General features: G+C 26.8%; 15 protein-coding genes. 8 read left to right on the forward strand and 7 right to left on the reverse strand.

Annotated features, from left to right (window positions below):
* Positions 1-13: 13 nt before the first annotated feature.
* A complete protein-coding gene (locus Q0V09_RS01145) occupies positions 14-670 on the reverse strand; it encodes a helix-turn-helix transcriptional regulator (RefSeq protein WP_297407380.1) in 657 nt (218 codons plus the stop codon).
* A gap of 191 nt (positions 671-861) precedes the next feature.
* Between Q0V09_RS01145 and Q0V09_RS01150 the strand changes: the two genes are divergently transcribed.
* Genes Q0V09_RS01150 through Q0V09_RS01165 form a run of 4 tightly spaced genes read left to right on the forward strand, consistent with a single transcriptional unit; the run spans position 862 to position 4,338 of the window.
* The gene (locus Q0V09_RS01150) at positions 862-1,983 is read left to right on the forward strand and encodes an aminotransferase class I/II-fold pyridoxal phosphate-dependent enzyme (protein WP_297486781.1); all 1,122 of its coding nucleotides are present in this window, start codon (positions 862-864) and stop codon (positions 1,981-1,983) included.
* Entirely contained in the window at positions 1,961-2,563 is a 603-nt protein-coding gene (locus Q0V09_RS01155) for a pimeloyl-ACP methyl esterase BioG family protein (RefSeq protein WP_297486784.1), read from the forward strand. Before Q0V09_RS01150 ends, Q0V09_RS01155 begins: the two co-directional genes overlap by 23 nt.
* Positions 2,544-3,209 carry a methyltransferase domain-containing protein gene (locus Q0V09_RS01160; protein ID WP_297408066.1) on the forward strand — a complete coding sequence of 222 codons (666 nt, stop codon included), beginning with the start codon at positions 2,544-2,546 and terminating at the stop codon, positions 3,207-3,209. The genes Q0V09_RS01155 and Q0V09_RS01160 overlap by 20 nt, the downstream gene beginning before the upstream one ends.
* 16 nt (positions 3,210-3,225) lie before the next feature.
* The gene (locus Q0V09_RS01165) at positions 3,226-4,338 is read left to right on the forward strand and encodes an alanine--glyoxylate aminotransferase family protein (protein WP_297486787.1); all 1,113 of its coding nucleotides are present in this window, start codon (positions 3,226-3,228) and stop codon (positions 4,336-4,338) included.
* A 38-nt stretch (positions 4,339-4,376) separates the two neighbouring features.
* On the opposite strand, the gene recR is transcribed toward Q0V09_RS01165, so the two are convergent.
* The 5 genes from recR to accD are packed head-to-tail and all read right to left on the reverse strand — an operon-like array spanning position 4,377 to position 8,171.
* Positions 4,377-4,970, reverse strand: coding sequence for a recombination mediator RecR (gene recR, locus Q0V09_RS01170; protein WP_297404810.1), 594 nt, complete (start codon positions 4,968-4,970; stop codon positions 4,377-4,379).
* A 12-nt stretch (positions 4,971-4,982) separates the two neighbouring features.
* A complete protein-coding gene (locus Q0V09_RS01175; protein WP_297404808.1) occupies positions 4,983-5,312 on the reverse strand; it encodes a DUF496 family protein in 330 nt (109 codons plus the stop codon).
* A gap of 12 nt (positions 5,313-5,324) precedes the next feature.
* Entirely contained in the window at positions 5,325-6,290 is a 966-nt protein-coding gene (pfkA, locus tag Q0V09_RS01180; RefSeq protein ID WP_297404806.1) for a 6-phosphofructokinase, read from the reverse strand.
* A 34-nt stretch (positions 6,291-6,324) separates the two neighbouring features.
* Complete coding sequence (locus Q0V09_RS01185) at positions 6,325-7,275, reverse strand: acetyl-CoA carboxylase carboxyltransferase subunit alpha (RefSeq protein ID WP_297486790.1); 951 nt, start codon at positions 7,273-7,275, stop codon at positions 6,325-6,327.
* A 20-nt stretch (positions 7,276-7,295) separates the two neighbouring features.
* The gene (accD, locus tag Q0V09_RS01190; RefSeq protein ID WP_297404802.1) at positions 7,296-8,171 is read right to left on the reverse strand and encodes an acetyl-CoA carboxylase, carboxyltransferase subunit beta; all 876 of its coding nucleotides are present in this window, start codon (positions 8,169-8,171) and stop codon (positions 7,296-7,298) included.
* Between the two features lie 156 nt (positions 8,172-8,327).
* Between accD and Q0V09_RS01195 the strand changes: the two genes are divergently transcribed.
* From Q0V09_RS01195 to citX, 4 genes are read left to right on the forward strand one after another with little or no spacing between them, the layout of a single operon-like run.
* The gene (locus Q0V09_RS01195; protein WP_297404800.1) at positions 8,328-9,032 is read left to right on the forward strand and encodes a chorismate mutase; all 705 of its coding nucleotides are present in this window, start codon (positions 8,328-8,330) and stop codon (positions 9,030-9,032) included.
* 20 nt (positions 9,033-9,052) lie between these two features.
* Positions 9,053-9,577 (forward strand): hypothetical protein, encoded by a 525-nt coding sequence (locus Q0V09_RS01200; protein WP_297404798.1) that lies wholly within the window; start codon positions 9,053-9,055, stop codon positions 9,575-9,577.
* Positions 9,574-10,608, forward strand: coding sequence for a [citrate (pro-3S)-lyase] ligase (citC, locus tag Q0V09_RS01205; RefSeq protein WP_297404796.1), 1,035 nt, complete (start codon positions 9,574-9,576; stop codon positions 10,606-10,608). Before Q0V09_RS01200 ends, citC begins: the two co-directional genes overlap by 4 nt.
* 3 nt (positions 10,609-10,611) lie before the next feature.
* Positions 10,612-11,958 (forward strand): citrate lyase holo-[acyl-carrier protein] synthase, encoded by a 1,347-nt coding sequence (gene citX / locus Q0V09_RS01210; RefSeq protein WP_297404794.1) that lies wholly within the window; start codon positions 10,612-10,614, stop codon positions 11,956-11,958.
* 43 nt (positions 11,959-12,001) lie between these two features.
* Here citX and Q0V09_RS01215 read toward each other — a convergent pair.
* A partial coding sequence (locus tag Q0V09_RS01215; protein ID WP_297486793.1) for a pentapeptide repeat-containing protein occupies positions 12,002-12,526 on the reverse strand: 525 nt, incomplete at its 5' end.

Raw genomic sequence — 12,526 nt, forward strand, 5'->3', positions numbered from 1 at the left:
CTCCCTTTATATATTAATTTTGTGTTATATTCTTATCTATTTTTTTTGATTTATTTTTATTTTCAAATATATCTAAAAGTAGTTTACTTACATTAGTTTTTGTAAATCTACCAACAACTTCATGTACCTCTTTCCCATTTCTTTCTTTTATTCTTACAACGGGAACAGAATCTATCTGATGTTCTATTATTTTTTTCACACAGCACTCTATTGTTTCATCCTCAAGTGCATAAATCAGATTCGGCATTCTTGTCATTATTAAATTAATTGGAATCTGTTCAATATCTCTTTTTCCAATTGCTGTTCTCAACAAATCTTTTCTTGAAACAATTCCACATAAACTTCCATCTTTAGTTATAAATATTGTTCCAATATCTTTATCAAACATTAAAAGTACTGTTTGATAAACTGAGTATGTATCATCTATTGTTATTGAAGGTCCCATTATATGCTTTACTAAACTTTTATTATTTGATTCAACAAAAGCTTCATTATATGTATACCCTATCTTTTGCTTTGATTTTATTATTGACATTTTTTTTAATATTGAGAAATCAGTTCTTAAAGCTGATCTTGTTATATATATCATTTTTGCTATATCATCACCAGTTATAGGTCCATGATTTTTAATTATTTCTACAATTTCTCTTTGTCTTTCTGTTAAGTCCATCTCCCACCCCTTAAGTGTACACTATTAAGCGTTTTCTCTACTTTATTTACTACAATCATCCTAACACCAATAATCTTAAATTGCAATATTTAAATTAAATGTACAATATATAAAGTGTAACTCTTTTAGATCTTTCATTCTTTATTGGTATTTTTTATGTTTTTTATGTATAATTAATAAGGGGTGATTGTATGTTGAGAAAAAAAATATCAAATATTTTAACTAATTTAAAAGAAGAAAATACATTAAGAACTCTAAATGTTTGCCCAGATAATCTTTTAAATCTTTCATCAAATGATTATTTAGGCTTAAGTAATGATAAAAATTTACTGAAAATATTTTATAATGAATATCCAGAACTACCTCTTTCCTCTAGTTCTTCTAGATTAATTAGTGGAACATCTGAAATTACTTATGACTTAGAAAAAGAACTTCAATTTATATATAAAAAACCAGCCCTTTTATTTAATAGCGGTTTTGACTGCAATACTTGCGTTATTGAAACTTTTTTTAATGAAAATACTTTAATTATCAGTGATAAATTAAATCATGCTAGTATTCATGATGGAATTATTCATAGTAAAAGTAACTTTTTAAGATATAAACATTTAGATCTTGATCATTTAAAAATATTACTAGAAAAAAACAGAAATAAATACGAAGATATTCTTGTTATTTCTGAAACTATATATAGCATGGATGGAGATTGTGTCAATATAGACAAATTGATATCTTTAAAAAAAGAGTTTAATTTTTATTTAATGATAGATGAGGCACATTCTTATGGTGTTCATGGATATGGAATGATTTATGAAGGTAGTTATATCAATTATGTTGATTTTTTAACTATTCCATTGGGAAAAGGTGGAGGATCTTTAGGTTCTTATTTAATTTGTGATCAACTATTTAAAGATTATATTATTAATCGTGGAAGAAAATTTATATATACAACATCGTTACCACCAATTAATGTGGCTTGGAATCTTTTTATTTTAAAACAGATACCACATTTTCATTATAGAATTGAAAAACTAAACTCTTTAACAAAGTTAACTCATGACTTAATAAAGAAATATAATTTAAAAACAATTTCAAATACACATATTATTTCAATAATAATAGGAGACAATAATAAATTAAATAAAATTATTTCTTATTTAAAAACAAGAGGTTTCTTTGTATATGGGGTTAAAGAACCAACAGTTCCAAAAGGAACTTCAAGAATAAGACTTGGGTTAAATCCAACTCTTACTGAGCAAAATATAATTATGTTTTTTAAGGAGCTAAATTATGCAATTAATACTCTTTTTTAATGGTTGGGGAATGGATGAAACTATTATTGAAAATTTATCTATTGATTCTTCTTTTAAATTAATTTGCATAAATTTTCCATATAAAATTGAAAATATAGATTTTGAAATTTTTACTAAAATCTATGTTATCGGTTGGTCATTTGGTGTATCTTATGCTGCTGAATTTTTAGCTAAGAACTCTTCTCTTAATTGTTTTTCCATTGCTATTAATGGACATACAGATATTATTGGGAGGTTCGGAATTTCACCTAAAATGTTTAAATTAACCCTTGAAACATTAAATGAATCAAACTTTAAAAAGTTCTTTTTAAATATGGGATGTCCTTTAAAATTATTTCCTAATACTATTGATATTAACTATTTAAAATATCAACTTAAAATATTTTCAAAAAGAAAAATTTGTACAAAAATCAAATTTAATAAAATAATTTTAGGAAACTTAGATAGAATTATTCCTTATCCTAAACAGATAAATTTTTACGAAAATCATGATAATGTTATCACTTTAGATTGTAATCATTATCCCTTTGATAAACTTAATACATGGAGGAAAATTATTAGTGAAACACCTAAATTTTAATAAAGAATTTAAAAATTATGATGCAAATGCAACTATTCAAAAAAAAGTTGCAGATAAACTCTTAACTTTTATTGATAAAAATACCTTTTATGAATCAGTTTTAGAGTTAGGCTGTGGTACTGGTATTTTTACAAAAACATTTTTCAATGTCTTAAATTTTAATGCTCTTGATTTAAATGATATTTTTAATACAAAAGAATATTTTAATACTATTTCATATAGAGATTTTTTTATAGATGATATGTCTAAAATGCATTTTGATAAATATTCTTTAATTGTTTCAAGTTCAGCTTTTCAATGGGTAGAAAACTTAGAAGAATTAATACGAAAGCTATCTTTTTCTTCTGATAATCTAGTTTTTTCAATTTATACAAAAGGAAATTTAATTGAGATTTTAAATCATTTTTCAATTAGTTTAAATTATTTAACTACAACTGATATCTATAACTTATTAAAAAAATATTATACTAATGTTAAATATATTGATGAGACCTTTTCTTTAGAATTCTCTTCTCCTTTAGAAGCCTTAAAACACTTGAAAAAAACAGGTGTTACTGGTTTTCAAAAATCTTCATATTCTTTAACAAAAAGTTTTAATTATAAAAATTTAACATATAAAGTTAGTTATTTTTCATGTGAAAAATAACAATAGGAGGAAATTTATGCTATTTAAAAGTCCGGAATATCTTATGATGACTGCTGGTCCGACAACAGTCAATGGAAATGTATTACACTCTAGAAGTAAAGTTTTTGGAAATCCTGATCTTGATATGGATTTCTTTGCATATTACAAATTTGTATGTTACAAACTTTCTCAATTTTTTGGTACTGAAAAAGCTAAAGTTCTAATTATGAGTGGAGAAGGTATGCTTGGTTTAGATTCTGCCTGTGCTTCTCTTACTGAAAAAGGAGATCGTGTTCTTGTTATTTCAAATGGTGTTTTTGGAGAAGGTTTTAAAGACTTGATAGAAATATATGGTGGTGAAGTTACTGAATTTAAAAGTGATTGGAAAAAAGGAATTGATGTTAATTCATTAGAAAAATTCTTAGAAACTGATTCTAATTTTAAATTTGCCACTATTGTACATTGCGATACCCCTAGTGGTATTTTAAATGATGTTGGTCCTATATGTAAACTTTTAAAATCTAAAGGCATTCTTACCGTTGTTGATACTGTTGCTGCTCTTGGCGGAGTAGATTTTAGAGTAGATGATTGGGGTGTTGATATTGCTCTTGCTGCTTCTCAAAAAGTTTTTTCTGCAGCTCCTGGATTAACAATTCTTTCTGTTAGTAATGATGCTTGGACAGCTATAGATAATAGAGCTACTCCTATTCCATCTTTTTATTGCAATCTTTCACTGTGGAAAAATTGTGAAGAGGAAAAATTATTTCCTTATACAATGCCAGTTAGTGATATTATTAGTTTAGGTACAGCTCTTGATAATCTTCTTTCTGAAACTTTATATAGAGTTTTTGATAGACATATTGAAGCTAGAGATTATTGTATCCAAGAATTACAATCTTTTGGTTGTAAATTATATCTTGAAAATGATTTTTCTCCTACAGCAACTGCTTTTCTTCCACCAGATGGAATTACTGCTAAAGAGCTTATCGATCATATGAAAAATAAATATAAAATACTTCTTGCTGGATCATACGGTCCTTTGCAAGGAAAAGTTATAAGAATTGGTCATATGGGAGAAAATGCTCGTGCTGATAGAGTTAGATTTACTTTAGAATCTTTAGGTAAGGCAATTAAAGACCTTACAAAATAAAAAAAGATCTCAAACACTAAAATGTTTGAGATCTTTTTTCATAACTCTTGTCTTCCTTCTAAAGCCTTTGATATTGTTGCTGTATCAGCAAATTCAATATTTCCACCCATAGGAATCCCACTTGCTATCTTTGAAATTTTAACTTCAAAAGGTTTAAGTAATCTTGTTAAATAAAGTGCTGTTGTTTCTCCTTCTAAATCTGGATTTAAAGCTAATATTACTTCGCTAATTTCATTATTAGCTACTCTTTCTAATAGTTTTTTTAAATTTAATTTATCTGGAGTTATTCCATTTAATGGATCTAATTTACCATTTAAAACATGATATTTTCCTTTAAATCTATTAGTTTTTTCAAATGGAATTATATCTCTGCTATCTTCTACAACACAGATAGTATCTTTTTCTCTAAATTCGTCTCTACAAATACTACAAACTTCTTCTTCACTAAAATTTCCACAAACAGAACATCTTTTAACTTTTTCCTTTGCTGATTTTAAAGCTAGTGCAAATCTATCTATCTCTGTTTCAGACATTTCTAAAATATGAAATGCTAGTCTAGTGGCACTTTTTCTTCCAATCCCAGGAAGTCTATTAAATTCATCTATTAGTATTTCTAGTGATTTTGTTGCCATCTATTTTCTCCTCTATTTCTTCTCTGGTATTATTCCAGCTGAATGCTTAGGTAAAGATTTTGTAAAATCTTTTATACTTTTTGAAATCTCTCTTCTCTCTTTTCCTAATTCTGCATTTTTTATTATATAATCATCTACTCTATCTTCATAATCATTTTTCATATTGTCAATAATATCAATTATCTCATCATAAGTCATATCTGCTTTTATATACTCTTTTAAATTTGATAAAAGATCAACTCTTTTTCTATTATCTCTAACTTTTCTGTCATTATCTTCAATATCTCTTTTAATTTTTTTCTTTCTTCTTTCTTTTCTTACAAAATCTAATACTGTTATCATTTATATCAACTCCTATTTGCTAAGTGTTAATGCTAATTCATAATCTTTTCTTATATCGTATTTTCTCTTTCCTTCCCATGCAAAAGATATTGGATGTGTTACAAGTTCGTTACTTTCTATTCCAATCATAACTCCCCCTCCACCATTTTCTAATATTTCAACAGCTTTAGCTCCCATTTTTGTAGCCAATACTCTATCAAAACCTGAAGGTGTTCCTCCTCTTTGTACATGTGCAAGTACTACACTTCTAACCTCTGTTGTTACTTGCTCTTTTACTTGCTTCTCTATTTCTAAAACGCTTCCTACTCCTTCTGCAACTAAAACTATATCGTGAAGTTTCCCTTGTTTTCTTCTCTCTTTTATTTGATAAGATAACATCTCAATTGGATTTTCAATTTCAGGAATCAATAATCCATCTCCACCACCTGCAAGTGATGCATGAAGAGCTAAGTCTCCTGCATGTCTACCCATTACTTCCATAAGAATTGTTCTTTCATGAGAAGTTGCTGTATCTCTTAATTTAGACATAGCATCTAAAATAGTATTTAAACAAGTATCAAAACCTATTGTATAATCAGTTCCAATAATATCATTATCTATTGTTCCTGGCAACCCTACAACTTTTATTCCATGCTCTTTAGAAAGTAGATCTGCTCCTCTATATGAACCATCTCCTCCTATAACAACTATTCCTTCAATCTCTCTTTTCTTTAAATTTTGTGCTGCAATAGCTCTAAATTTAGGATCTTTAAATTCTAAACATCTTGCTGTTAAAAGAACTGTTCCACCTCTATCAATAATTCCTGAAACATGACTTCCATTCATTTCAAATATTTCATCATGTAACATTCCTAAATATCCTCTTTTAACTCCAAATACTTCAATCCCCTTTGATAACGCTACTTTAGTTACGGCTCTTACAGCGGCATTCATTCCAGGAGCATCTCCTCCACTTGTTAATATCGCTATTCTCTTCATGACAAATACCTCCGTTACTTTTCTATAAAAATGCTTATAATATATTTTCTACAAAACTACCCATTCTTCTAAATTTATTATATCTGTTTTTTACTAAAGTATCCACATCTAATTTAGATAACTCAGAAAGTGATGATAAAATAACATTTTTTAGATCATTTGCTACACACTTATAATCTCTATGAGCTCCTCCTATAGGTTCTTTAATAATTCCATCAATAACTCCTAGTCCTAATAAACTAGGTCCAGATATCTTTAGATTATTGGCAGCTTCTGGCGCTTTTGAAGCATCTTTATAAAGAATTGCTGCACATCCCTCTGGAGATATAACTGAATATACTGCATTTTCTAACATAAATATTTTATCTGCAACTCCTAGTGCTAAAGCTCCTCCTGAACCACCTTCACCAATAACGACTGAAATAACCGGAACTTTAAGACCTGCCATTTCCATTAAGTTTCTAGCTATAGCTTCTCCTTGACCATGTTTTTCTGCCTCAATTCCTGGATAAGCTCCCGGTGTATCTATTAAGTTAACTATAGGTATAGAAAATCTTTCTGCCATTTTAAAAAGTCTTAAGGCCTTTCTATATCCTTCTGGACTAGCCATTCCAAAGTTTCTATATATATTTTCCTCTATACTTCTACCTTTTTGATGACCTATAACCATCACTTTTTTCCCATCTATCTTGCACAATCCACCAACTATTGCTGGATCATCCTTAGATAACCTATCACCGTGTAATTCTATAAAATCAACTGTCATATTCTTTATATAATCTAATGTGTATGGTCTTTCTGGATGACGAGCTATACTCACTCTATCCCAATCAGTTAAATTCTCATGATCCTCTTCTATTAACTTATCTCTTTCTTGTGACAATCTATTTATATCCAAAGTTAAATCTATTCCTTTTTCTTTGGAAAAATTTTTAAGTTCTAATATTTTTATTTCTAACTCTTGTATCTCTTTACTGAACTTCATGTGTTCCTCCTTTTTAAAAGTTAAATAACATTATCTAAAACCTTATAAAGAGTAGCTTTCATATCCTCTCTTTTTGTGATAATATCAATCATTCCGCACTCTTGTAAAAATTCACTTCTTTGAAATCCAGGTGGTAATTTTTGTTTAATTGTTTGTTCTATTACTCTTTGTCCTGCAAATCCTATTAATGCATCTGGTTCTGTTACAATTACATCTCCTAACATAGCAAAAGAAGCTGTTACTCCCCCTGTTGTTGGATTTACTGGAATAGATATAAACATCTGTCCTGCTTCTCTTAGTTTTTCTAAAGCTGCTGATGTTTTTGCCATTTGCATTAACGATAAAATACCCTCATGCATTCTAGCTCCTCCAGAACTACAAACAACAACAACTGGCATTTTAAATTTTATACCCCTTTCTATGGCTCTTGTAATTTTTTCACCAACAACTGATCCCATACTTCCACCTAAAAAATCAAAGTCCATAGTTGCTATACTAATTTTTATTCCAAAAATATCCCCAATTCCAGCTATTACACCTTCTGCCATATTTGTTTTTTCCACAGCTTTTTCATATTTTTCTTTATAACCTGGAAAATCCAATGGATTTTCTGATGTTAAATTTTTATCCATTTCTTGAAATGTTTCTTCATCTATAATAAGATCTATTCTTTCTTGAGCATTCATTGCAAAATAGTAATCACAGTGTGGACATTTTTGTAAATTTTGCTCAATATCTTTTTTATAAACTATCTCATGACAATTTGGACATTTTTCCCATAACCCTGTAATTTTTGTTTTCTTTATTATTGAATCTTCTAACGTTTCACTTTTCACCTTATTTTCTTTAATTGTTAAAGTTGCATACTTCTTTTTATTCAAAGAAAAAAACTTCATATTTTTCCTCCTGAAACTTTTTTTTATTAAAAATAGTTTTATATTTTAATTTATACCAATATCTAATTTTATAAGATTTTCCACCATATTTCAATATTTATTTGATTTTAATACCTTTATATTATAAAATATGTGTTAATAATATTCATAAAGTGGGTGATTAAAATTACAGGTGAAATTAATAATCTAAGATTAAAGATCGATAAAATTGATAAAGATATTATCTCTTTAATTTTAGAAAGAATGAATTTAGTTAAAAATGTAGGTAATATTAAAAATATTGATAATAGTAGAGTTTATGTCCCTGAAAGAGAAGCTCTAATTTTTAAAAATCTTTCTAATTTTTCATCTCTTTCTCCAAAAGAGATTCAATCAATTTATACTGAAATAATATCTTCATGTAGAAGATTAGAAAACACTATATCTGTTGCTGTTCTTAAAAATTCATCATCTTTATTAGCATTAAAAAAAATATTTGGTGAATATGTTAATCCAATTTATTTCTCGAATTTTCAAAAATTTATAAGTATCGATTCAAATATCAAATATATGCTTATATCTTTTTCTAAAGATATGATAGAAGCTATAAAAGAAAATAATTGGTTTATCATTAATTCTGTAACAATTGATAATGAAAAATATTTTCTTCTTTCTAAATTTCCTAATACTATATCTATTGAAGGAGAGATAAGTTTCTTTTTAAGTAATGATTATTTAAATAGTTATTCAATACAAATAAAGGAAAATCTTTTTTTTACTGCTATTGAAGGATTTTTTAACAATGAAAATAAAATGAAAGCTCTTTCTAATTCTTATCCTAATGTTTTTATTCAATTAGTTGGATCTACTGTTGAAATTTAAATTTTATAGGGGGTAATTTTATGTTTAACAGATTTATTTTTATTATTATTTTAGCTTTATTCAGTGGCTGTTCTACTATGTCAATTCCTTCTGTTATTGGTGGAGATCCTTCCTCAGTTGAAAGTAAAATTTCATCATCAATAGACAAAGAAAATGAAGTATATGGTATCGGTTCTGCTAAAATAGAAAGCAGTGGTACTTTAATTGCTATGGGGAAAGCTAAAAAAGAGGCTAGAGATGAACTTAAAGATAAGATCTTATCAGAAGAAAAAATAATATTTAATTCTTTTCTTATAAATGCCGATCCTTATACGAAAGGGATATTAGAACCTGCTCTGTCAGATTTAAAGGACTACACTGCTACTGAGCTGGTTCAAAAATCCATTGAAAAAGATTCATGGGTAGAAAAAAACGAGGCATATACAATTATCTCGATTTCAAAAGGTGAAATTTTATCAGAATCACAAAATATTTTTATACAATATCTTGATGATATTACAAATAAATTCCAAACTATAAAAGAGGGGGTATCTCAACCGCAATGAATATTGAGACACTTAGTTTAAGCTCTAAATATCAAAGAGAAGAATTAGAAAATTTTTTAAATAAATTTCAATTAAAACTTGATAAAAATTTAGATTATTCTCTTGTTATTAGAAATAATGATCACATTGTTGCAACAGCATCTAAAAGTAAAAACATTATAAAATGTTTTGCAATTGACGAATCTATGAGAGGTGAGGGAGTTACTAATACTCTTGTTACAAACCTTCTTAACAAATCTTTTGATGAAGGTATTTTCCACTCTTTTGTTTTTACTAAACCATCTAACGATGATATTTTCAAAGGAATTGGTTTTAAATTAATTTCAAAAACTGATAAAGTATCACTTTTAGAAATTGGACTTAATTCCATTGATAAAACTATAAAAAATATCAAATCTAAATTAAACTGGAAAGAAAATTCAAATAATGGTTTATTAATTATGAATTGTAATCCATTTACATTAGGGCATCAATATCTTATTGAATATGCCGCAAGTAAAATGGATAATATTTTAGTTTTAATTGTTGAAGAGGATAAATCATCATTTCCTTTTAAAGATAGAATAAATCTCGTTAAAGAAGGAACTAAACACTTGAAAAATATTACTGTTCTTCCAAGCAGTGAATATATCATTTCATCGGCTACATTTCCTAATTATTTTCTTAGAAAAGAGGACGACTCGTTGAAAGAGTTTATGAAATTAGACACTAAAATTACTGGTGAACATTTTTGTAAAAAATTAAATATTAACACTAGGTTTGTAGGAGAAGAACCTTATTGTGAAGTTACTAACAAATATAATGAGACAATGATTAAATGTTTTAATAATCTTAATTTAAAGGTTGATATTATTCCTAGAAAGGAAATTAACAACTGTGCAATTAGCGCATCAATGGTTAGAGAGTTTCTTAAAGATGAAAATTGGAATGAAATTAAAAATATTGTTCCTACAACTACCTTAAGTTTCTTACAATCTGAAAAAGGAAAGGAGATCATAGAAAGAATTAAAAATTCTAATTCTATGCACTAAAATATGTTTAATTTAGAAGAATTTTTATTAATGAGAGAAAAAAGAGTTGAAATACAAAACTCTATAATTGAAAAAGAAAAAAAACCTATCCTTGTTCTAAGAGGAAATTATCCTGGTGAAAATAAAAATGACTTTATTCCAACCAATATTGTAAAGGTTATATATAAAGAAATATTAGATATTTTCAATGATTCTATTGTTCATACTAAAATTATTAATTCCATTGAAGGAATTACCTATATTTTTTCAATTAATGATAATGGAACAAATATAAAAAAAATTGCTATGGAAATTGAAGAAAATCATATTTTAGGAAGATATGTTGACATTGATGTCTTCTCTGAAACGGGTTATGCTTTTTCTCGTTCTGATTTTGGTGGAAATAAAAGAAAATGTTTCCTCTGTGATGAAATGGCCTTTGTATGTGGCCGAAAACAAAGTCACTCTATTTTAGAAATAACAAATCATATTCAAAAAAAATACGAAAACTATCTTATTGAAAATGAGGAAAGATTTAAAATAAGTGATTTTCTAAGTGATGTCGCTCTTAAATCATTAATCCTAGAAGTTTCTGCTTCTCCCTCTTTTGGACTTGTTTCTCCCTTTACAAAGGGAGCACATACAGATATGGATTTCTTCACTTTTATCGACAGTAGTTTTTCTATTAATCATTATTTTAAAGAAGTAGCTAAAGCTGGATTCTCATCTTTATCTCTTGATCTTATTTTTAAAAAAATAAGATTTTTAGGTAAACTCGCTGAAAAAGAGATGTTTTTAGCTACAAATAATATCAATACTCACAAGGGAATGATTTTCTTAATGGGTATTTCTATTGCTACAACAGCAAAAGTTAAATTTGAAAATAAAAGTTTTTCAGAAATAAAAAACAATATTAAATTTATGTGTAGAGATATATTAAAAGATTTTGTTAATCTCGAAACTAAATCTAATTTAACTCATGGAGAAAAACTATTTTTAAATCATGGAATCTCTGGCGTTAGAGGCATTGTGAAAGATGGTTTAGATATTATATTTAATGGTTCTTTAGATGTTTTTTCAAATGCCCTTATTATTGAAAAAGATATTAATTGCGCTATGATAAAAACACTTATTTTTCTTATGAGTTCTCTTGAAGATACAACTATACTTCACAGACATAACATCTCTATCCTTAATGAAGTTAAGAAAAAAGCACAGGATTTACACTGTATTTTTAGCAATTGTTGTATTGATAAAAATATTCTTAAAGATCTTGAGAATGAATATACAAACAATAAAATTAGTCCTGGTGGATCAGCTGATTTACTTGCTATTACTTTGTTTTTTAATTACTCAAAAAAAATATTTTAATAAAATAAAGATAGAGAATAACTTAAAATCTCTATCTTTTTATTTAATTTTCTATTTTTATTCCTAACTCTTTTAATATTAATATTCCGCTATCTAAACTAAAGATTGCATTTTTCAAATTATTATTTAAAGGGTTCACTTGCAAATTAGAACAATCTTTAAAATTTCCTTTTCTCATATCACAATTTTTAAAATATACTTCTTTAAATTTATTATTTTCCATAATAATTTCTTTCATATTGCACTCTTCAAAACTAGTTTCTTCTATTATATTTCTTATAAATTTTAGTTTTTTTAAATCTAATTTTATAAATGTACAATATTTTATTAAAGTCCCTTCCAATGAAAAATCTAAAATAAATTTACTTAATTCACTAAAATTCACTCCAACTATTTCACAATTTTTAAATTTTACATTATCAAATTTACAACCATTAAATTTAGTTAAGTTTATTGTGCTATTTTCAAAAATTATATCTTCAAAAATACAATCTATAAAATTCACCTCAATAAATTTACAATTTTCAAAATAACTTTGTATTATATTTTTTTCTATATAAGTCTCTTT

The sequence above is a fragment of the uncultured Cetobacterium sp. genome (genome assembly GCF_947039425.1).
In the GTDB taxonomy this organism is placed as follows: domain Bacteria; phylum Fusobacteriota; class Fusobacteriia; order Fusobacteriales; family Fusobacteriaceae; genus Cetobacterium_A.